Raw genomic sequence first — 20,135 nt, forward strand, 5'->3', positions numbered from 1 at the left:
GCACCGGCATCCGGCGAACCCGCTACACCAGCGTGGACAAAATCCACCTCGGTCACCTCTTCGCCGCTACCGCAGTCAACGTCATCCGCATCGACGCCTGGCTCACCAGCACACCACTCGGCCAAACCCGAACCAGCCACCTCACCCAACTCGACCTCGCCAGCTGAAAGCGACACGTCATGGTTTGGCCATTCCCCAACGGAGTCCTTTAGGGCGGAGAGATCGTCAATGCCCGTGTCTGCTGGCCCGGTCGACGCCCTTGTGCACCCGCACCGTCCGGTCGACGAGTTCACGCAACGCGCTCTCGTCGACGTCGTCGAGCCGTTTGAGATAGAGGCATCCCTTTCCGGTCTTGTGCGGGCCAAGCCGGGCGAGCACGGACGCGTGCCGTTCCTCGAACCCGCCCACCAGGTAGACGACGAGCTGCTGCTTGCGCGGCGAGAAACCCACCAGCGGCCAGTCGCCCGTGCGCCCGCTGTCGTAGGTGTAGCGGTAGCTGCCGAAGCCGACGATGCTCGGGCCCCACATCACCGCGGGCTCGCCGGTCACTTCGCGCAGCAACGTGCAGAGGCGTTCGGCGTCGGCCCGCCGGCGTTCGTCGGGGACCGCGGCCAGGAAGTCATCGACGCTGGCGTCGGTCGGGACGGTCACCGGCTGCTTCGATGTCGCCATGCCGGTCATGCTGCCACGAGAGTGCGACACCGAGCTCGCGATGGATGTCGACGCCCAGCCCCCGGTCGCCGGGCGGGCGAGCGTACCCAGTGGATCGGTCAGCAGTTCCGAGAAGCCGAGTTCGGCGGCACCAGCCAGGGTGGCGTCGTCGCCGAGCGCCGAGGTGTGCAGCCGTACCCGCTCCCTGGCGACCGGCAGCACGTTGGCCGCGATGCGGGCGCGGACCGGGTCGGCCGCGCCCGGATACACGTCGCGCAGCATCCCGCCGAAGATCACGATGCCGGGGTTGAACAGGTTGATCAGGTTCGCCACCCCGATGCCGAGCCAGTCGCCGACGCGGTGCAGCGCGTCCCGGGCCACCGGGTCGCCGTGGCCGGCGTCGTCGACCACCGCGCGCAGGGCGTCGCGGCCGAACAGTTCGGCGGGCCGTCCGGCGGCGTCGAGCAGGGCCCGTTCGCCGACCTCCGCCTCCAGGCAGCCGCGCGAGCCGCAGCCGCAGGGCCGCCCGTCGTACGGGTTGACCACCATGTGCCCGAGTTCGCAGCCGTATCCGCCCTCACCGTCCAGCAACTTGCCACCGACGATGATCCCGCCGCCCACGCCGACGTCGCCGTGCAGGTAGATCAGGTTCCGGAAGCCGACGCCCGCCCCGCGCTGCTGCTCGGCCAGCGCGCCGAGGTGGGCCTCGTTGCCCACGGACACCGGCAGGCCGAGCCCCAGCCGGCGGCCGAGTTCGGTGCCGAACGCCTGGTCCACCCAGCCCATGTCGGGTCCGAAGCGGACCATGCCGTCGCCTGGCCGGATCATCCCGCAGTACGACGCGCTGACCCCGACGCACACCGAGGCCGGCGGTGCCGCCTCGTGCAGTTGCCGACCGAACCAGGCGAGGACCTCGACCACCCGGTCGAGATCGGCTCCGGCACGCGGACGGGGCGCCCGCCGGCGGTCCAGGATGACGCCGCCCAGTCCGACCCGGGCGGCGACGAGCCAGTCCACGGCGACGTCGAACGCCAGCACGTACACCCGGGTGGACTCCGGGCTAACCACCAGGGACGGCCGGCCCGCCCGCCCGGTGTCGGTCGGCGGCTCCTCACGGACCAGACCGGCGGCGGTGAGTTCCGCGGTCAGCGCCATGATCGTGCTGCGGTTCAGCCCCATTCGCTCACCCAGCGCCGCACGGGAGAGCGAACCGCCCAGGTGAACGTGTCGCAGCAGGGTGCCGAGGTTACGTCGGCGGATCTCGTCCTGGACCAACCCGACCTCCGGCGGTGTTGCGGCGTCGCGGGTCCATTATCCCGGCGGCCGGTGTGCGGGAGGCACCCCTTCGCCGAGCGGTAGCACCACAGGATCAGCCGACAAGGCGAGTTGTCTTGACAAGAAAAATTGTCGGTGGGAGAGTGGGGTCATGTTCGACATCGCAGTGATCGAGGACCCGGCGGCGGCCGAGGCGTCGCTGGACCCCATGCGGGCCCGGCTGCTGGCCGCGCTCGCCGAGCCGGCCTCGGCGACGATGCTCGCCGCCCGGGTCGGCCTGCCTCGCCAAAAGGTCAACTACCATCTCCGCGCGCTCGAGCAGCACGGCCTGATCGAGTTGGTGGAGGAGCGCCGCAAGGGCAACGTCACCGAACGGGTCATGCAGGCCACCGCGGCGTCGTACGTGATCTCGCCGGCGGCCCTCGCGGCCGTGCGGCCCAACCCGTCCGACGCGCCGGACCGGCTGTCCGCGCGGTGGCTGCTCGCGGTCGCTGCCCGGCTCGTGCAGGACGTCGGCGCGCTCATCACCGGCGCGGACCGGGCGAAGAAGCGGGTGGCGACGTTCGCCATCGACGCCACCGTCCGGTTCGCCTCCGCCCGCGACCGGGCCGCCTTCGCCGAGGAACTGGCCGCCACGGTGAGCGCCCTGGTCAGCAGGTACCACGACGAGAACGCCCCCGGCGGCCGCGAGCACCGCGTAGTGCTCGCCCTGCACCCCAGCGTCAACCCCACGACCGGCAACGAATCCGAGGAGTCCTGACATGACCACCACGACCAGCCCGATCATTGCCCGGACCCGCCCGGCCAGCCGTACCGTCGGCGGCACGTCCCGCCGCCGCCAGCGCGCCCTGGGGGTGGCCGCCGCGGTAGCCGCGAACAGCCTGCTCTACCTGGTCGGCCGCGCGGCCGGCGTGGACTTCACGCTCACCGACCCCGGCGCCACCCAGGCACACCCGCTGATCCTGCCGGAGATCGCCGTGTTCAGCCTGGTCTTCGGGCTGCTCGGCTGGGGTGCCCTCACGCTGCTCGAACGGTTCACCCGGCACGCCCGGGCGGTCTGGAGCGGGCTGGCCGGGACGGTGCTGGCGGCGTCGTTCGTCCCGGTCTTCATCGAGCAGGCCACGGGGGACACCCGGCTGATGCTCTGCGTGCTGCACGTCGTGGTGGCCGTGGCGCTGCTGCCGATGCTCCGCCACCAGGCCGGCGCGGCCGCCCGCTGACCCGCCCCGGACCACCACCTTCCGGCCCCAGCCGAGGCGCCGGCCACCAGCAAACGACTCGACAGAACTCTCGACGACACCGATCACCGGAAAGGCTCCGCATCATGGGACACCACTTCGAACTGCAGAAGGACATCGAACTGGCCGCCACCCCCGAGCAGGTGTGGGACGCGATCGCCACCGGGCCGGGCCTCGACTCCTGGTTCATGGGCCGCAACGAGGTGGAGCCGCGCGAGGGCGGTCGCAGCAGCCTCACCATGGCCGGCCACACCGACGAGGCGACCGTCACCGCATGGGAGCCGGGGAAGCGGTTCGCCATCCGCGCCGAGTCCGGCCCGGACGGCGCCTTCAACGCCATCGAGTACCTGATCGAGGGCCGCGACCAGGGCGCCACGGTGCTGCGGCTGGTCCAGAGCGGCGTCCTCGGCGACAACTGGGAGACCGAGTACGAGGCGATGCAGGCCGGCTGGGAGATGTACCTGGGCACGTTGGCCGCCTACCTCACCCACTTCCCCGGCCGGGCCGGCGCCCCGGTCGCCGCGTTCCGCCCCGGGGCCGGCACCCCGGACCAGGCTTTCGCGGCGGTGGCCGGCGCGTTCGGCATCAGCGGCCCGATCACCGAGGGGCAGCGGGCCCGACTGACCGTCGCCGGCCTGCCGCCGATCGACGGGGTCGTCGACCTCGCCGGCCTGCCGACCTACTTCGGCGTTCGCACCAGTGACGCGCTCTACCGGTTCCTGCACTCCGGCACCGAGCGTGGCAACGTCCTGGTCCTCGGCCACCACATCTTCGCCGCCGACCAGGACCCGGCCCGGGTCGAGCAGGCCTGGCAGAGTTGGGTGAACGAACTCCCCATCGGCTGACCGGTCGACCGCAGCCCGTCGACCGCGACGACCGGAAACGGCCGCTCCCACGCCGGGAGCGGCCGTCCCCGCCGGACGCCTCACGAAGGACGGCCAGCCCCGCCGGGCATCCACTCTGACGGGATGCGTCGGCACGGGCCGACAGAACGAGTCATCGACATCGGGTCACCGTCTCCATAGACTCCGGTCTCTCTGCTACCACAAGTCCAGGGAGGACCACGTGCCGAGCGAAACCCGACCGCACGCCATCCCGCAGTTGCTGTCCCGCCTCGCGGGCGTGGCGGTGGTGTCCGCCGCGCTGGTCGCCGCCGGTGGCGCCACCGCGACCGCGGCACCGGCAGCCGCGCCGGCGCCCACGAAAGGCCCGTGCGCGTACACGCCCACGCCGGACGAACCGGCGGCCCGGCCGGTGGCGCTGCCGCCGGACCCCCGGCACACGCCCGACCGCGGCACCGTCCGGATCACCCTGCGGACCAGCCAGGGCCCGATCGGGCTGACCCTCGACCGTGAACAGGCCCCGTGCACCGTGCAGAGCTTCCTGCACCTGGCCCGGCACAAGTTCTACGACCGGACGCCGTGTCACCGGCTCACCGCGTACCCGACGCTGAAGGTGCTGCAGTGCGGCGACCCGTCCGGCACCGGCGAGGGCGGTCCCGGCTACCGGTACGCCGACGAACTGCCCACCAACCTGCCGCCGGCGCCGACCGACCCGACCGGGGTCCGGCGGCTCTACGCCCGGGGCACCCTGGCGATGGCCAACGCCGGCCCGGACACCAACGGCAGCCAGTTCTTCCTGGTGCAGTCCGACTCGGCGCTGCGGCCCAACTACACCGTCTTCGGCACGGTGGACGAGGCCGGCCTGGCGACCCTGGACCGGATCGCGGCCGGCGGGATCGCCGTCACGCCGGAGGACCCGGCACCGGTCGACGGCGCGCCGGCCCTGCCGGTGGAGATCGGCCGGGCCACCCGGGGCCGCTGAAACCCCAAGCGGCGGCCTCGCCGCGCCGAGTAGGCGTGACGGGGCCGCCGGTGGGTAACCGGGACGTCAGTGATGTCGTTCGATGGAGGGGCGCTCGGTCCGTGGCCGTGCGTGGTATCAGGGCTCGTCGTTGAGCGTGGTGATGGCTCGGACGGGTGACAGGATCAGCCACAGGGCGGCGGAGACGCCGGCAAGGCCGGCGAGGACGAGGGTGGGACGCAGTCCGATGGTGGTGCCCAGCCAGCCGCCGATCAGCGCACCCAGGGGGCGGATGCCGTAGTTGATGGTGCTGTACGCGCCGGCCGTCCGCCCCCGGGCGTCGTCGGGCGTGACCTTGGTGATCAGGGCGTTGAGGTTGATGTCCATGAGCATGACGCCGACCGAGGAGACGAACTCGACCGCGGCGAGCAACGCGATCTTCGCCCAGGTCGGGCCGCTGCCCAGCGCCAGCAGTGCCAGCGGCGCCGGGAAGAGCGCGGTGCCGATGATGGCGGTGCGGCCGACGCCGATCGCTCGGGTCACCCGCGGGGCCAGGGCCGCGCCGGCCAGGCCGCCGAGGGCGCCGGCACCCATGCCCAGTCCGATGGCGCCCGCCGACAGGCCCAGCTCGCGGCTGGCGTAGAGCACCAGCAGCGCCGACGCGATGAAGGTGAAGAAGTTGACGGTGGTGGTGGCGCCGAGGGCGGCGCGCAGCACGCGGTGTCGCAGCAGCAGCGCCAGCCCGTCCCGGATCAGCGCGCGGGTCGACGAGCGGTTCGGTGCCGGCGGTGCCTCGCCGGCCGGGATGCGCCGGATCAGCAGGGCGGATCCCAGGAACGACAGGGCGTCGGCGGCGAGCGCGACGGGTGCGGTCAGGAGTTGGATGAGCGTGCCGCCGAGGGCTGGACCGGCGACGAACGATCCGGCTCGACTCAGACTGAGTTTGCTGTTGGCGTCGATGTAGGCCGCGCTCGGCACGAGCGTGACGAAGAACGACGGGTAGGCCATGCTGAACAGCACCGCGCCGGCTCCGCTGAGCACCGCGACGAGGAACATCTGGGTCAGGCTGACCATGTCGAGCAGGTAGGCGACGGGCAGGCTGAACAGCACGGCCGCGCGGGCCAGGTCCGCGATGATCAGCAGCCGCCGTTTGTGCGTACGCCGGTCGACCCAGGCGCCGACGAACACGCCGAACAGGTACGGCAGCCAGATCAGGGCGGTGAGCAGGCCGACCTGGCCGGGGGTCGCGGCCAGCATGGTGACCGCGATGAGCGGGAGGGCGAGTTCGGTGATCCGGTCACCGAATTGCGAGATCGTCTGGGCCAGCCAGAACGCCCGGAAGTGCCGACCGGTCCGGACCGTGCCGGCCGGGGCGGCGGTGACGGCGCTCATGCCTCGGTCTGCTCGTCGCCGTCGGGCTCCGGCAGGACGTACTGCAGCAGCCGTACGCCCCGAGCCCCGGCCGGCGCCTCGGCCTCCGGGCGCTGCACGTATCTGGCGATGAGGGCTTCGACGTCGTCTTTGAGCTGCTGCATCTCCTCGGCGGTGAGCATGATCCGGGTGTTTGCCAGGCCCGCGGCCCGCCGCCACCCGGTGTCCAGCCGCGGCTCGTCGTGCAGCAGCCACTGCTGCGGCAGCTCGGCGCTCTGGGCGAACATCTCGCCCTGGAGTTGGCGTGCCGCGTTCTGGCCGTCGGCGTCGTCAGGCAGGTTGAACCGGAACCCCTTGGCCGCCGCCTGCCACCAGCGCTCGCGCCGGTTGGTGGCCCCGTCCCAGTCGGTCACCAGTCCGAACGAGGCCAGGTGGCGCAGGTGCCAGCTGACCACCGAGGGGGTGGCGCCCACGTGCGGCGACAGTTGGGTCGCGGTGGCCGGGCCATGGCGTTGGAGATGGCCGAGGACGGCCAGCCGCACCGGATGCGCGAGGGCCCGCAGCGCCTGCGGGTCGGTGATCTCGAAGTCCCCGTACGGATTTTTGAGAGACATGTTTCGAAAGTAGTCTCTCACGTCGCCGCTGGCAACGATGAGATTTCACTTCGAGGTCTGGACCGGGTCCGGTCAGTGCTTCTTCTTCGCCGGCTCGTCGCGGTGGCCGACGATGTGCGGCGACGCGGCCAGCAGGTACACCGCGAGTGTCATCACGATCAGGCCGATGGCCTCCACGGAGATCGCCCCCGGGGTCAGCCGCAGGGTCCCACCGAGCACGCCGATGCCGACCGCGATACCGGCGAGCGGCTCGGCCGCGGCGAGCGGTGGATAGGCGACGGACAGCGGGGCGAGGTCGTACGCGCTCTGCGCGAGCAGCGTGCCCAGCAGTCCGATCAGCACCACCGCGTACGGTTGCCAGCTGGTCAGCAGCGCCAGCAGTCCCTGGGTGAACAGTCGGTGCGAGGCCGACTGGGTCAGCGCGGACTGGAGCCCGAACAGCATGCCCGCCCCGATCGCCAGCATCGGCGCTTCCTGGTTGGGGCGCAGCCGGCGCGCGATGCGGACGAGTGCCCAGGTCAGCGCGCCGATGGCGGCCGCCGCCACCGCCCAGTCCCAGGCTGGCACGCCCTCCGGGTTGCCTGGTCCGGGACTGCCCGCCACCAGGAAGGCGACCATGCCGACGGTGACCGCGGACGCCACCGCCCAGTCCCGCCGCCGCAGCGGGCGCCGGGTCCACAGCGCCGCGACCGACAGGGCGAACAGCAGGCGCAGTACCAGGACGGGCTGCACCAGCACGACCGAGCCTTGGCCGAGGGCGAGACCGCTGAGCGCGCCGCCCATCAGGGTCGCGGCGAGACCCAGCAGCCACAGGCGCTGTCGGGCGAGATGCCACAGCAGTGCCACGTGCAGCGCCAGGCCGTCCGGGGCCTGGAAGGCGACCCGCTGCTGGATGACCGAACCGGTCCCGAGCAGCAGGGCGGCGCCGAGCGCAAGGATGAAGACCACCGAAGGGCGTACCCCTTCTTCTCCCTCCGATGCGCCGGCTCCGGCCGGCGCCGAGCAGGTGACCCTCGTCCGCGGCTGCCGGCGGATGAACCGGAACGAATGGGTGAGGAATCGTCTCACCTATTCCTCGGACGCCGGAAAGGCGACGAGCGGCTGCCGGCCGCCCGACTAATGGACTTCGGTGAGGATTTCGTAGATACCGGCCACCCGCAGTTGCTTTTGTACAAAAGCGCTGAGTTCACGTACGACCAACGTCGTGCCGAGTTGCTGGGCGGCCCGATGAGCGGAAAGAAGAGTCGTCAAGCCGGTGGAGTCGAGGAACGTCACATGCAGCATGTCGACCACCAGCTTGGGCGGACGTCGTCGGTTGACCTCGTTCACGACAGCGGCCAGGAGTTCGGCGGAGGTGGAGACATCGATTTCGCCGCGGACATGGAGCAGCGTTGTGCCGTCCGCCGCGAAAGACGTACTGATGGTGAAGTTACTCACGAGTCCCGTGTTCTTCCATGCGTCGATTCCCTCGTGGCTCGCCGTTGTTCCAGCACCATATGCTGCTGCCTGCCCACTCAGAGATTGTCCTCGGACAAGGAACCTGAGCGGGGCTTTTTGCCAGCCACCCTGGCTATGCCGCCGAGGCGGCCCGATACGGGCAGATCGCCGGGCTGAGCGGGCGGTGGCCGACCCGCCACCGACCCGGGCCGCGCCACATCGGGTACGCGGTGCTGCCGTCGGGGAGCCGGAACGACTCGTGGGCGACGTAGCCGTGCCGCGCGTACAGGTCTCGCTCGGCGATCGTGGTCGCCTCCGCGTAGGCGGGGAGCAGGGTCTGGCCCATCCGCGCGTTGCTCGTGGTGAGCAGTGCGGTGGCCCGCCTGATCCGGTGCGGGTTCGGCGCGACCGTGAAGAACGCCAGGTGGTTGTGGGGATTGGCGGGCCGGTGGGTGGCCAGGACGTCGTCGAGGTGGAGGAACCGGTCCAGGTAGTCGCCGCAGGCGACGGCGAGCCGCTCGCCGTACTCGGTCGGCGGTGGGACGGGACCGTATCGGTGCAGCCATACCGCGGCGGCGGAGTGGCCGGGCAGGAGGTACGCCTCGCCGCAGAGGAGAGCGTGCTCGATCCAGAGGCGGATGGCGGCGGTGAGCACGTCACGTCGGTGGCGTTCGTCGGGTACCAGCCACGCGCCGACGGTGCTGCCGGCGAAGGGGTCGACGACGAGCGCGACGATGTCGGGGATGTCCTGCCAACGGGCGCGGCAGACGGGCAGTGTGCGGTGCACGAAGTTCTCCTGGTTGCAGATGGTCGTGGACGGCCGAGCGGTCCCGGTTGCGAGCGGACCAAGGCAGCGGCAGTTGGGCTTCAGCGGCAGCGGTGCCGGCCGCTGTGCCCGTGCGGGAACTAGTGATCGACCAGGAATCCGGGTGAGCGCAGGCACGAGCGCACCAGGCGCAATTACCCGCTCACCCCCGGCCTCACCGCGCCGTCTCCGCCCGCGGCAGCGGCCCGGGATGCTCAGGCGGGTCTGGGGTCCGGCCGGTACGAGCGGTCCGCGAGCGGGTCGCACCCCCCGACACACAGGCCGAGTAGGTGCAGGTCCGGGGCCCAGGAGGGCCGGCACGCGTCGGCCGGGAGGCTGATCCCGGCGTGGGCGGAGCCGCTGGCGGCGGTGCGGGCGGGAGCGGCAGGCGTCGCGCCGGGAGTGTGGCCGGGGTGGCCCGGCCATCGCACCCGCGTCAGCGCGGCGGCATCCGGTGGCTCCGCGCCGCGGCCCGCGGGCGGTGCCCAGCGGGGCGGTGCCGGGGGTGCCGGATAGCTGGCGGCCACCGGTGGCGCCGGGCGGGCGAGCGCGGTGGGCGCGGCGACCACCGGCGCGCCGGCGGCCACGGCCGGCGGCGCGGCCACGACCGGGTCGGTGGGCGTGGCGGGTGGGCCGATGATCGGCTGGGTCAGGTCGAGCACCGGGTCCAGGGCCGGTGGCAGCACGTCCACGATCGGCTCGACCAGCGGCCGGAGCACACTGCCGACCGGTTTCAGCAGCCCTGCCTCGGCGACTTCCGCAACGACGGGCGAGGCGAGGTCCACGACCCGACCGGTCACCGAAGTGGTCGCTTCGACGACGGTGTCCGCGCTCGCGCGGACGGGGGCGTGCGGCGCGGGCCGTGCCGGTGCCGGCACCCGCGCGGGCGGGGCATCCGCCGGAACTCGCGCCGGTGGCTGGCGCCTGTTCACCGCCGGGGCGCCGCCCCCGACGGCGGATGCTTCACCCCCACGGTGCGAACCGGGCGCGGAGTGCGGCGTGCAGCTCAGGAGACCGCCGAGGATCCGGTCGGCGCCGTCGAGCGCGTCCCCGAGGAGGCAGGACCGAGTCGGCGCGGCAGCCTGAGCCGGGTCATCCGCGACCGTGTCGGACAGGCCCCAGACGGCGAGAACGCCGCCGAGCAGGAGGATGCCACGCAGCGTCCACCTGGTCAGTCGGCCTTGACACCGCGCCAACGGGCACCTCCGGAGGGAGCACCTCTGCTCACACCACGACCCCCGATTGTGCCCGGCGTGACCGTCCGGGCACCCTCCGACACACGGGCTGGCTGATTGCCGTCGCGGTTTCCGGGTACGCAGGCGGGTCTTGACGAGTCGAGGGAGGCCCGATGAGTGACACCGTCGGAGGCCGTGCTGGCGGGCCCGCGGGGCGGAGCGCCCCGGTCGAGCGCCTGGCGGCGGACGTGGCCGACGTGGTCCGGGAGGAGGTGCGGGCGGTGCGGGCGCAGCTGACCGACGCCGCCCGGCCGGCGGGTGTCGGCTTCCTGCTGCTGGCCGCCGCCGGCGGGTGCGTGGTGCTGGGGATCGGGGCAGCCTCGACGACCACGCTGCGGATGCTGGAGGCGATGCTGCCGCGGCGGATGGCGGCGGCGGGACTGACGGCCGGCTACCTCGCGGCAGCCGTGTTCCTCGGCGGCCTGGGCCTGCAGCGGCTGCGGACCGCGGGCGGCAGCTCCGCACGCCTGGCCGACCAGGTCGGAAACGCCGTGTCGAGCACCGCTGGTCGGGTCATGCCCGCCGGCACCTCCGCAGCCCGCGACGGCTGGGAGCGATGACACGAGCGGCGCCGTGCCGGCCGGAACCGGCCGCGGGCAGCAGCGCCGGGCAGGGAACCGCAGGGGAGGGAACAGCCATGGGAGACAAGCACGAGCAGGCGGAACAGATGCGGCCCGAGGTGCCGTCGACCGTCGCCCGCTCCGACGACAAGGCGGTACGCACCTACAAGAAGACCCTGGAGTCGGCCGAGGAGACCTACGGCGACGGGGAGCGGGCGCACCGGACCGCGTACGCGTCGCTGAAGCACACCCACGAGAAGGTCGGCGACCACTGGGAGCCGAAGGCGCACCGGGGGCCGTCGGACCCGCAGGCGGCGCTGGGCACACCGGAGTCGGCGCAACGGCGGCGGCCTACCGCGCAGGGCGTGGACGTCAACGCCAGCAAGGGCCACCTCGACGAGGTGGCCCGGAAGGTGGGCATCGAGGACCCGCAGAACCTGAACAAGTACGACCTGGTCCGGGCGATCGAGAAGGCGAACGCGCGGGCCACCGCCCGGGCCCGCAAACGCTGAGCCGGACCGGACCCGGCAGGGCGGTGCGGGTACGCGTGGCGGCCGGCCGAGCTACAGCCGCAACCGGCTGGCGCGCTGGTACGTGTCGGCGGGATCCTCGCCCTCGGTGAGGTCGACGTCCTCGACGACCCGTCCGTCGTTGAGGCGGATCAGCCGGTCGCAGCGGGCAGCGATGGCCCGCTCGTGGGTGGCGAGCAGGATCGTCATGCCGTGCCGGTCGCGCAGGTCGAGCAGCAGGTCGAGGATCTGTGCACCAGTCGTCGAGTCCAGGTTTCCGGTCGGTTCGTCCGCGAGCAGCAGCCGGGGCGCACCCATCAGGGCCCGGGCGATCGCCACCCGCTGTTGCTGACCGCCGGAGAGCTGGGCGGGCAGCGCCCGTTCCCGGCCGGCCAGCCCCACCGCCGCCAGGAGCTCCCGGGCCCGGGTCGGGTGGTCGCCGCGTCCCCGTCGAGGTAGCACCGGCGCGATCACGTTGTCCAGCACGGTGAGCGCTGGCAGCAGGTGGTAGCGCTGGAAGACGAAACCGACCCGCTGCCGGTAGCGGGCCAGGGCGGCCCGGCGCAGCGCGGTGACCTCGACGTCGTCCACCGTCACGGACCCCCGGTCGGCCTGCTCGATCGCGCCGATCATGTGCAGCAGGGTGGACTTGCCGGAGCCGCTCGGCCCGGTCAGCGCCACGACCGAGCCCGGTGCGATCTCCAGCGACACGTCGTCGATGGCGGTGAGCCGCTCGGCGCCGGTGCGGAACTGCCGGACCAGTCCCGATGCCCGGACCGCGCTGCCGGGGGTCGCGTCCATGGTCACTCCTCTGCGAGTAGTCGTGCGGTGGGGAGGCGGTGCAGCAGCGCGGCCGGGACGAGCGCGGCGAGGCAGGTGACCAGCATCCCGGCCAGTGCCACGGCGGCCGTCACCAGCAGCAGCGCCGGGGGCAGCTCGCCGACCAGCCAGGCCGCCCCGCCCAGGCCCAGGCCCGCGCCGGTGAGCGCGCCGAGCGCGCCGAGGAGCAGTCCCTCGTAGCCGATCAGGCGGCGCAGCGCGGCGTCGGTCCAGCCGGTCGCCCGCAGCGTCGCCAGTTCGGCGGCGCGGTCGCGGATGTTCAGGTAGAGCACGTCGGCGACCGCGGCCGCCCCCAGCAGGACCGTCGCCACCGCCGCCATGGCGTCCGCGCCGCGCACGCTCAGCGACACGGTGTCGCCGAGCAGGCTGCCGACGATGGCGCCGCGGAAGGCGTACGCGGCGGCGGCGACCACGGTCAGCGCGGCCACCCCGATGGCCAGCGCGCCCGCGCCGAGCAGGGTGCGACCGGGGGCACGGACCAGGTTCACCAGGGCCAGGCCGGGCAGCGAGCGGGGGCGGCGTACCCAGCGGGCGGCGGCCACCGGCGGGCGCAGCGCGGCCGCCGGGTGGGCCCGGGCGCCCCGCAGCGCCGGTGCCAGGCCCGCGACCAGCGCCAGCAGCAGGGCCACCGGTACGGCGAGCAGCGCTCGCCGCCAGTCGAGGGCGATGTCCAGCGCGGCGCCGAGCGGGAACGCCAGGCCGACCGAGAGCAGCCCGGCGGCCAGCCCCAGCGCGGTGACCTCACCGAGGATCAGCGCCCCGATCCGGCGCGCCGGCCAGCCGAGGCAGGCGAGCACCGCCAGCTCGGGGCGGCGGTCCCGGACGGCGGCGGAGACCGCGTTGCCGAGGAACAGCACGCAGACCACGAGCACCAGCACGAAGAGCGCGGCGCTCTTGCGGTCCACCGCCTTGACGATCGCGGAGGCCACCCCGAGCGCGGACCAGTTCTCGGTCAGCCGCAGCTCCGGCCGGCCGAACGCGCCGGCGGGCAGCTCCACGGTCTGCGGAGCCGGCGACGAACCGAGGGTGATGTCCACGTCCAGACCGGTCTCGGTGGCGATCCGTTCGGCGATCAGCCGGACCCGCTCAGCCGAGCGCTCGCTGTAGCCGTGCACGTCGGCGACCCGGACCCGGATCGCGCTGATCGGGGCGGTGCGCTGCGGGCTGGTGCCGTTCGCCAGCAGACCGGGCACGCTGGCCAGGGTGGTCAGCAGCAGCGGCGGGGCGGACAGGTAGCCTGCCGGGTTGCCGCTCGGCTCCAGCGGTTGCCCGCCCAGCGCGGCCCGGCTTCGGTCGTCGGCGCCCTGCGCCGCCGGCGGCTCGTACGTCTCCAGCGGCACCTTGCCCAGGTCGCTGAAGCCGGTCAGCTTCTCCGGGTCGAAGAGGCCGACCGCGTGCCACTGTCGGGCGTCCTGGCCGCCGGGGCCGAGCCGCAAGGAGATCAGTGGTCGGAAGCTGGTGTCCTCCGTGAGCCAGGGCCGGGGCAGCGGGATCAGGGTCCCCTCACCGTTGTAGACGTCCGGACCCGGCGCGGTGGTGTTCACCCGTAGCGTGCCGTCGGGCTGTTGGTCGTACGTGGCCTGGCCGGCCTGCACGACGACCTGCAGTTGGCCCCAGCAGCAGGTGTCGGCGCTCAGCCCGTCGGCAAGCTGAGCTCGGTACGCGCTCAGCGCGTCCTGCTCGGTGCCGCCGGCTGCCACGGCCGGGGCCCCGCGCAGTGCCGCCGTCAGGTCTTGCGGCGGAATCTCGGCGAGGCTGCGACCGGGCCGCAACCGGGTGTACGTGGCCCGGATCGCGCCGTCGACGAAGGGTCGGCTGGTGGCGAGCACCGACACGCGGCGGCTGATGAGCCCGCCTCCCTGGTTGGTCACGACGGTGGTGTCGGTGGCGGCGAGGGGACGCCCGGTCACCACGGTGTCGGTGAGTCCGACCAGGCGCTGCTCGGCGTCCGGGTCGACCGCGGCGAGCAGGAACGGCACGGTGAGCCGCAGCGTGATCGTCAGACGGGTGGCGGAACTTGACGCGGGCGCGTCCGGTCCGTTGCCCGCTGTCGACTGCTCGAAGCGCCCGTTCGGCAGCAGTCGGAACGTGTTGACCTCCCAGGTCTGCCGTTCGGTGAGGGCGGTCAGCTGGTTGCCCTGTTCGACCCGGAGATCGCAGACCGGCTCGGTACGCCCACCGTCGAGGACCTCCCGGGGCGTCAGGCCGCAGTCCTGGGTGTCGTACGTCCGCCCGTCGGTGTATCGCACCGCGTCGGGGTAGTACTGGTCGCCGATGACCGGATAGTGCAGCCCGTGCTTCGTCACGTACACGTAGGTCGGTGCGGCGGTGGCGTGGGTGAGCCCTCGCTCGGCGAGGAAGGCCCGGTCGATCCGGATGACCTGGCGGTCCAGCGACCGGTCGACCGCGTCGGTCAGGTCGATCGGCATCTCGATCGGCGTGGTCGAGTAGCCGAGCATCGCGATCGGGGCGGCCACGTCCACCCCGTCGACGGCTTTGACCTGGTCGTACTGTGCGGTGGTGATGCCACCGAAGAGGCCGGAGAGGTAGTTGGGGCGGACCAGCCCGCGTTCGGCCTCCAGGGCGGTGCGCGTCCCCTTTGGACGGACCAGGATGTCGTACGCGGCCCGGGTGTCCCGCTCGACGGCGCCGGTCACCGCCAGGCGGGAGGTGGTGGTGGCGCCGGTGAGGACGACGAAACCGGTGGTGGCCACCAGTACGCCGACCAGCAGCGCCGCCGACCGTCCCGCACGGCCGCGCAGCTGCCTCCAGACGAAGTTGAGCATGTCGCGCCTCCCCGTGTGCTGCCCCACACTCTGCGCGATACATTGTGACAATGCAAGACCCCTACGGGCCGGACACGTCCAGCCCGGATTGGAGGAGACGGTGGCGATCCAGCACGCGGTCCTGGCCCTGCTCGCCCGGGGCCCCAGCTACGGCTACGAGCTGAAGAGCGCCTTCGAGGCGGCTGTCGGCCCACAGTGGGGGCCGCTCAACATCGGCCACCTCTACCAGATCCTCGACCGGCTCTCCCGCGACGAGCTGGTGGTCGCCGAGCGGCAGCCCCAGCCGGTCAAACCCGACCGGGTCGTCTATGAGATCACCCCGGCCGGCCGCGCCGAGCTGGACCGGTGGCTCGCCGAGCCCAGCCCCCGCAGCGGCGGATTCCGGGACGACTTCTTCCTCAAGGTCACCGCCGCCGCCCGCTCTGGCGCCGAGGCAACCGTCCGGACCGTGCTCGGCAACCAGCGCGGCCACCTCATGCGCGAGCTGCGCAACCTCGACGGGCTGCGCCGCCGGACCGACGACCCGGTGGTCCGGCTGCTGCTCTCGGCCGCCACCCGGCACGTCGAGGCCGATCTCGCCTTCGTCGACGACGCCGAAGCGGCGCTGCTCGCCGACGGTGGCGCGCTGCTCGCCACCCTGGCCGCCGACCGCACCGGGACGGCACCGGACGCCGCCGGCGAGGCCCGCGCCGCCGGCTGAGCTGGTCAGGCGAGGCGTTCGATCGTGGCGGGAAGCAGGCCGTGGCCGCGCGCCACGCCGATGAGCTGGCGGAGCACCCAGGGCAGCGCGTCGCCACCGGCCGGCTCGGCGGTCACGTCGAGGCACCAGGCGATGCCGCCGCCGACGCGCCGCAGGTCCCAGCGGACGTTCGTGTCGTTGACCCGGAGCCGCCCGGTGCCGACCACGCCGGGCCGCGCCCCGTCCGGATCGTCCAGCCGGAGCAGCGCGCCCAGCCGGGCCAACCGGCGGTCGTCCAGCTCACCGGCGAAGAGGATCCGGTGGACGTCCGGGCCGTCGCTCAGGCGTAGCGGCGCACCGGTGGCCAGCGGAACGTCGTCGCGGAAGTGGCCGCGCAGCTCCTCCTCGGCGGGCAGGTCGCCGCCGCCGAGCCGGTGGTAGGTCGCCTCGGCGGTGGCCCGGTCGACCGCCGCCAGGCGGGCGCGCAGCCGCGGGTCGGTGCGGACCGCCCGGGCGTACGCGGCCGAACTCCACCAGCCGCCGTCGGTCGGCGTCCACCCGGCACTGCGCAGCCGTGCCGCGGCCAGGTCGTCGGCCAGGACGAACTCCTCGACCAGCAGCCCCGTCACCTCGGCGTGGTCCGCCTCGGCCCGCAGCAGGTAGTAGTCGAGCAGGGTGCCGCCGGCGTGCCGGATGGCGGTTTCGGTGGTCATTCCGGGACCGTATCCGCTGCCGCAGCGGATCGTGGGCAGGACACGACGTCGCAGCGGCGTCGTTGCCGGGTCGCCCGGGCCTCCGCCCGGGTCGGCGATCTGGTGGTGTCGGCGGCGGCGCGACACCGCCACCTCGGCGACCCGGCACCAGAGGTCAGCGGGCCACCGCCACGGCCGTGACGACCAGGCCGCGGGCGACCAGATACCGGCCGCGCAGCTCGGTCAGCTCCGGCCCGCCATCGGTACGCCTGCCGTCCACCAGCAGCCGCGCGGTGAACGTCCCGGCGGCGGGGTCGACCGACAGTTCGGCGTCCTCGAAGCCGAGCCAGCGCCCGGTCAGCGGGTACCAAGCCTTGTAGACCGACTCCTTGGCGCTGAACAGCAATCGGTCCCAGTGCACGCCCGGGTCGGCGTCGGCGAGGCGGCCCAGCAGGTCCGGCTCACCGGCGACGGTCACCAGTGCGCCCACGCCGTCCGGCAGCCGACCGTGCGGTTCCGCGTCGATGCCGAGGCTGGCCAGCTCGGTGATCCGGCCGACCGCCGCGGCCCGGTAGCCGGCGCAGTGGGTGATGCTGCCGACCACGCCCGCCGGCCACACCGGTTCCCGCCGTGGGCCGGAGCGGATCGGGGCCGGGGCGTACCCGAGGCGGGCGAGGGCCTCCCGGGCGCACCGGCGGGCGGTGACGAACTCGCGTCGGCGGGTCTCCACCGCCCTCGCGACGAGATCCTCCTCGCCCGGGTACGGGGACTCACCGGGAAGATCCGAGAACGCCTCGACGGGTACGGCAGCCGGCGGCAGCAGTGCCTCGATCACGCCGCACCGCCCAGGATCCGCCGCATCGGTCGCGGCTCACCACCGCGCCGGGTCCACTCGCGCGGGTAGCCCAGCGACACCTCCTCGAAACGCACCCCGTCGTAGTGCGTGGTGCGCGGGATGTGCAGGTGCCCGTAGACCGCGACCACGGCCCGGTGGCGGACGTGCCAGTCAGCGGTCCGGTCGGTGCCGCACCACTGCGCGAACTCCGGGTACCACAGGACCTCGGTGGGTTCGCGGACCAGCGGCCAGTGGCTGACCAGCACCGTCGGCAGCGCCGGGTCGACGGCGGCCAGCCGCCGCTCGGTCTCGGCGAGCCGGGCCCAGCACCAGGACTCGCGGTCCGGGTACGGGTCGGGGTGCAGCAGCAGCTCGTCGGTGCAGACCACCCCGGCGTCGTACGCGCGCTGCAGCGACGCCTCCTTCGACGTGGTGCCGGGCGCCCGGAACGAGTAGTCGTACAACTGGAACAGCGGCGCGACGGTGACCGGCCCGCCGTCGCCGCGCCACACCGGATAGTCGTCCTCCGGGGTCAGCACGCCGAGGTCGCGGCACATCCGGACCAGCGCGTCATACCGGTCCCGGCCGCGCAGCTGCACCGGGTCGGCCGGGTGCGTCCAGAGCTCGTGGTTGCCCGGCACCCAGATCACCCTGTCGAACCGGTCGCGGAGCTGGCGCAACGTCCGCTCCACGTGCCCGAACAGCTCGGCGACATCGCCGGCCACGATGAGCCAGTCGTCCGTCGACTCCGGTCGCAGGCCGTCCACGATGCGGCGGTTCTCGGCGTACGACACATGGAGGTCACTGACCGCCAACAGCGAACCCGTCACCCGGTCGATCTTGCCATTGTCGGCCGGGGCGGGACAGATGCGCTTGTGCGGCATCCGCCGGAGAACGATGATGGGCCGCATCGGTGTCGCGACCCCGGCGGCGAGCAGGGCCGTACGGGCTGAAACGTCGACTCTTCACGGAAGGGACGACGGCTTGCACCCGATGCTGCGTCGACTCGACGACCTCGCCGCTCACCTCGCCACCCGGCCGGACACCGTGGCGCTGCTCGGCCTCGGCTCGGCCGGCGCCGAGCACGACCGGCTGGACGATCACTCCGACCTGGACTTCTTCCTCGTCGTCGCGGACGGCGCGGTGCCCCGCTACGTCGAGTCGATCGACTGGCTGGCCGCGCCCGGCCCGGTGGCGTACAGCTTCGCCAACGAACGCAACGGCCGCAAGGCGCGCTACGCCGACGGAATCTTCGTCGAGTACGCGGTCTTCACCGTGGACGAGTTGCGGCGCCTGCCGTTCACCGGCGCCCGGGTGGTGTGGCAGCGGCCCGACGCGCCCGCCGGGCTGGCCGAGTGCGGGCCACCGGCGCGCCCCGCCACGCCGTACGACACGGTCGAGTTCCACCTCAACGAGGCGCTCACCAACCTCTACGTCGGCCTGCACCGCGAGCTGCGCGGGGAACGGCTCACCGCGGCGCGGTTCATCCAGTCGTACGCGGTGGACCGGGTGCTCGCCCTGCTGCGGCTCACCGCCTCGGCGGCGGCGCACCGGCGGGACCCGTTCGACCCGAGCCGCCGGGTGGAGCGGGCGTACCCGCCGGAGGTGCTGCCGCTGGCCGAGATGGTGCCCGGCTACCGGGGCAACCGGGAGGCGGCCCGGGTGACGCTGGGCTGGCTGGAGCAGCGGTTCCCGGTCGACCCGGTGATCGCCGCCGCCGTCCGGGCCCTCCTCGACGAATGACGGGCGACTGCGGCGGCCAGCCCGGCGCAGGCGACGAAGGCCGGCCTGCGGGGCTCAGCCGGTGAGCAGGTCGGCGAAGTGGTCGGTGGCGCGCAGCAGTTCCCGGGCGATCGCCGGTTCCGCCGCGGAGTGGCCGCCGTCGGGCACGATCCGCAGTTCGGCCTCCGGCCAGCGCCGCGCAAGGTCGTACGCCGACACCGGTGGGCAGCAGAGGTCGTAGCGGCCGTTGATGATGACGGCGGGAAGGTGGCGGATCCGGTCCACCCCGTCAAGGAGTTGCGTCTCGCTGGTGAAGAAGCCGCCGTGCAGCGCGTAGTGGGAGAGGATCCGCGCGATCGGCAGCGCGTGCTCGTCGGCGGTGAAGTGGGCGAGCAGGCCCGGGTCGGGGCGCAGCGCGGAGTTCACCGCCTCCCACCGCCCCCAGGCGACGGCGCACGCGCGGGCCTCGGCGTCGTCGGGCCCGTGCAGCCGCCGGTGGTACGCGCCCAGCAGGTCGTCCCGCTCCGCTTCCGGGATCGGGGCGATGAACCGGTCCCACTCGTCCGGCTGGAGGTGGCGCAGCCCGCCCTGGTAGAACCAGTTCCGCTCGCTGCGCCGCAGCAGCAGGACGCCACGCAGGATCAGGCCGGTGACCCGGTCCGGGTGGCTCTGCGCGTACGCCAGGCCGAGGGTGACCCCCCACGAGCCGCCGAACACCAGCCAGGAGTCGATCCCGAGCCGCTCGCGGATCACCTCGATGTCGTCGACCAGGTGCCAGGTGGTGTTGGCGCGCAGCCCACCCAGCGGGGTGCTCCGGCCCGCGCCGCGCTGGTCGAACAGCACGGCCCGGTAGCGGTCCGGGTCGAAGAACCGCCGCGCCGCCGGGACGAGACCACCGCCGGGCCCGCCGTGCAGGAACACCACGGGTACGCCGTCCGGCCGGCCCACCTCCTCCACGTACAGCTCGTGGCCGTCACCGACGGCGATCCGGTGGGTGGCGTACGGCTCGATCGGCGGGTAGAGGCGGGGCTCGGTGGTCATGTCGAACCATCCTGCCCGTTCGCGGGCCGCCGGTGGGGGCGG

21 protein-coding genes and 1 pseudogene are annotated in these 20,135 nt (G+C 73.3%); 8 read left to right on the forward strand and 14 right to left on the reverse strand.

Features of this window, described 5'->3' with window-relative positions:
* Positions 1 to 225: 225 nt before the first annotated feature.
* Both ACGF4F_RS36165 and ACGF4F_RS36170 read right to left on the reverse strand, forming a co-directional pair.
* Entirely contained in the window at positions 226 to 681 is a 456-nt protein-coding gene (locus ACGF4F_RS36165; RefSeq protein ID WP_393084870.1) for a DUF1801 domain-containing protein, read from the reverse strand.
* A gap of 78 nt (positions 682 to 759) precedes the next feature.
* Positions 760 to 1,926: pseudogene (locus ACGF4F_RS36170) on the reverse strand (ROK family protein); the annotation flags it as partial.
* Between the two features lie 151 nt (positions 1,927 to 2,077).
* Here ACGF4F_RS36170 and ACGF4F_RS36175 point away from each other — a divergent pair.
* The 4 genes from ACGF4F_RS36175 to ACGF4F_RS36190 all read left to right on the forward strand — a co-directional run bounded on the left by ACGF4F_RS36175 (position 2,078) and on the right by ACGF4F_RS36190 (position 4,988).
* Positions 2,078 to 2,686, forward strand: coding sequence for a helix-turn-helix domain-containing protein (locus tag ACGF4F_RS36175; RefSeq protein WP_357446970.1), 609 nt, complete (start codon positions 2,078 to 2,080; stop codon positions 2,684 to 2,686).
* 1 nt (position 2,687) lies between these two features.
* Positions 2,688 to 3,146, forward strand: a complete 459-nt coding sequence (locus tag ACGF4F_RS36180; RefSeq protein WP_393084815.1) for a DUF6069 family protein — start codon at positions 2,688 to 2,690, stop codon at positions 3,144 to 3,146.
* A gap of 104 nt (positions 3,147 to 3,250) precedes the next feature.
* Positions 3,251 to 4,009: an SRPBCC domain-containing protein gene (locus tag ACGF4F_RS36185; RefSeq protein ID WP_393084818.1), complete on the forward strand. Its 759-nt coding sequence runs from the start codon at positions 3,251 to 3,253 to the stop codon at positions 4,007 to 4,009.
* Positions 4,010 to 4,229: 220 nt separating this feature from the next.
* Positions 4,230 to 4,988, forward strand: a complete 759-nt coding sequence (locus ACGF4F_RS36190) for a peptidylprolyl isomerase (protein ID WP_357446962.1) — start codon at positions 4,230 to 4,232, stop codon at positions 4,986 to 4,988.
* Positions 4,989 to 5,105: 117 nt separating this feature from the next.
* Here the strand turns inward: ACGF4F_RS36190 and ACGF4F_RS36195 are convergent, their stop codons facing one another.
* The 6 genes from ACGF4F_RS36195 to ACGF4F_RS36220 form a co-directional block, all read right to left on the reverse strand.
* Positions 5,106 to 6,359, reverse strand: a complete 1,254-nt coding sequence (locus ACGF4F_RS36195) for an MFS transporter (RefSeq protein ID WP_393084821.1) — start codon at positions 6,357 to 6,359, stop codon at positions 5,106 to 5,108.
* Entirely contained in the window at positions 6,356 to 6,952 is a 597-nt protein-coding gene (locus ACGF4F_RS36200; RefSeq protein ID WP_393084824.1) for a helix-turn-helix domain-containing protein, read from the reverse strand. The genes ACGF4F_RS36195 and ACGF4F_RS36200 overlap by 4 nt, the downstream gene beginning before the upstream one ends.
* A gap of 72 nt (positions 6,953 to 7,024) precedes the next feature.
* Positions 7,025 to 7,900, reverse strand: coding sequence for a DMT family transporter (locus tag ACGF4F_RS36205; protein ID WP_357446953.1), 876 nt, complete (start codon positions 7,898 to 7,900; stop codon positions 7,025 to 7,027).
* A 168-nt stretch (positions 7,901 to 8,068) separates the two neighbouring features.
* Positions 8,069 to 8,389 (reverse strand): STAS domain-containing protein, encoded by a 321-nt coding sequence (locus tag ACGF4F_RS36210; protein WP_357446949.1) that lies wholly within the window; start codon positions 8,387 to 8,389, stop codon positions 8,069 to 8,071.
* Between the two features lie 133 nt (positions 8,390 to 8,522).
* Positions 8,523 to 9,176 carry a hypothetical protein gene (locus ACGF4F_RS36215; protein ID WP_393084828.1) on the reverse strand — a complete coding sequence of 218 codons (654 nt, stop codon included), beginning with the start codon at positions 9,174 to 9,176 and terminating at the stop codon, positions 8,523 to 8,525.
* Positions 9,177 to 9,409: 233 nt separating this feature from the next.
* A complete protein-coding gene (locus tag ACGF4F_RS36220) occupies positions 9,410 to 9,994 on the reverse strand; it encodes a hypothetical protein (protein WP_393084831.1) in 585 nt (194 codons plus the stop codon).
* Between the two features lie 548 nt (positions 9,995 to 10,542).
* Here ACGF4F_RS36220 and ACGF4F_RS36225 point away from each other — a divergent pair.
* The gene (locus ACGF4F_RS36225) at positions 10,543 to 10,989 is read left to right on the forward strand and encodes a phage holin family protein (RefSeq protein ID WP_357446940.1); all 447 of its coding nucleotides are present in this window, start codon (positions 10,543 to 10,545) and stop codon (positions 10,987 to 10,989) included.
* Between the two features lie 77 nt (positions 10,990 to 11,066).
* Positions 11,067 to 11,501 (forward strand): ChaB family protein, encoded by a 435-nt coding sequence (locus ACGF4F_RS36230; RefSeq protein ID WP_393084834.1) that lies wholly within the window; start codon positions 11,067 to 11,069, stop codon positions 11,499 to 11,501.
* A gap of 51 nt (positions 11,502 to 11,552) precedes the next feature.
* Here the strand turns inward: ACGF4F_RS36230 and ACGF4F_RS36235 are convergent, their stop codons facing one another.
* Together ACGF4F_RS36235 and ACGF4F_RS36240 are read right to left on the reverse strand one after the other, a co-directional pair.
* Complete coding sequence (locus ACGF4F_RS36235) at positions 11,553 to 12,299, reverse strand: ABC transporter ATP-binding protein (RefSeq protein WP_357446933.1); 747 nt, start codon at positions 12,297 to 12,299, stop codon at positions 11,553 to 11,555.
* 2 nt (positions 12,300 to 12,301) lie between these two features.
* Entirely contained in the window at positions 12,302 to 15,124 is a 2,823-nt protein-coding gene (locus tag ACGF4F_RS36240) for an FtsX-like permease family protein (protein WP_393084838.1), read from the reverse strand.
* A 100-nt stretch (positions 15,125 to 15,224) separates the two neighbouring features.
* On the opposite strand from ACGF4F_RS36240, the gene ACGF4F_RS36245 reads away from it, so the two are divergent.
* Positions 15,225 to 15,824 carry a PadR family transcriptional regulator gene (locus tag ACGF4F_RS36245; RefSeq protein WP_357446926.1) on the forward strand — a complete coding sequence of 200 codons (600 nt, stop codon included), beginning with the start codon at positions 15,225 to 15,227 and terminating at the stop codon, positions 15,822 to 15,824.
* A 5-nt stretch (positions 15,825 to 15,829) separates the two neighbouring features.
* Here the strand turns inward: ACGF4F_RS36245 and ACGF4F_RS36250 are convergent, their stop codons facing one another.
* The 3 genes from ACGF4F_RS36250 to ACGF4F_RS36260 all read right to left on the reverse strand — a co-directional run bounded on the left by ACGF4F_RS36250 (position 15,830) and on the right by ACGF4F_RS36260 (position 18,214).
* The gene (locus tag ACGF4F_RS36250) at positions 15,830 to 16,516 is read right to left on the reverse strand and encodes a hypothetical protein (protein WP_357446923.1); all 687 of its coding nucleotides are present in this window, start codon (positions 16,514 to 16,516) and stop codon (positions 15,830 to 15,832) included.
* A gap of 154 nt (positions 16,517 to 16,670) precedes the next feature.
* Complete coding sequence (locus ACGF4F_RS36255) at positions 16,671 to 17,330, reverse strand: 4'-phosphopantetheinyl transferase superfamily protein (protein ID WP_357446920.1); 660 nt, start codon at positions 17,328 to 17,330, stop codon at positions 16,671 to 16,673.
* On the reverse strand, positions 17,327 to 18,214 hold the full coding sequence (locus ACGF4F_RS36260) for a metallophosphoesterase (protein ID WP_357446917.1): 888 nt from the start codon (positions 18,212 to 18,214) through the stop codon (positions 17,327 to 17,329). Before ACGF4F_RS36260 ends, ACGF4F_RS36255 begins: the two co-directional genes overlap by 4 nt.
* A gap of 109 nt (positions 18,215 to 18,323) precedes the next feature.
* On the opposite strand from ACGF4F_RS36260, the gene ACGF4F_RS36265 reads away from it, so the two are divergent.
* Complete coding sequence (locus ACGF4F_RS36265) at positions 18,324 to 19,073, forward strand: hypothetical protein (protein WP_393084843.1); 750 nt, start codon at positions 18,324 to 18,326, stop codon at positions 19,071 to 19,073.
* Positions 19,074 to 19,127: 54 nt separating this feature from the next.
* On the opposite strand, the gene pip is transcribed toward ACGF4F_RS36265, so the two are convergent.
* A complete protein-coding gene (gene pip / locus ACGF4F_RS36270; RefSeq protein ID WP_357446911.1) occupies positions 19,128 to 20,093 on the reverse strand; it encodes a prolyl aminopeptidase in 966 nt (321 codons plus the stop codon).
* Between the last annotated feature and the right edge of the window lie 42 nt (positions 20,094 to 20,135).

This window comes from Micromonospora sp. NPDC047740, assembly GCF_043204735.1.
Lineage (GTDB): Bacteria > Actinomycetota > Actinomycetes > Mycobacteriales > Micromonosporaceae > Micromonospora.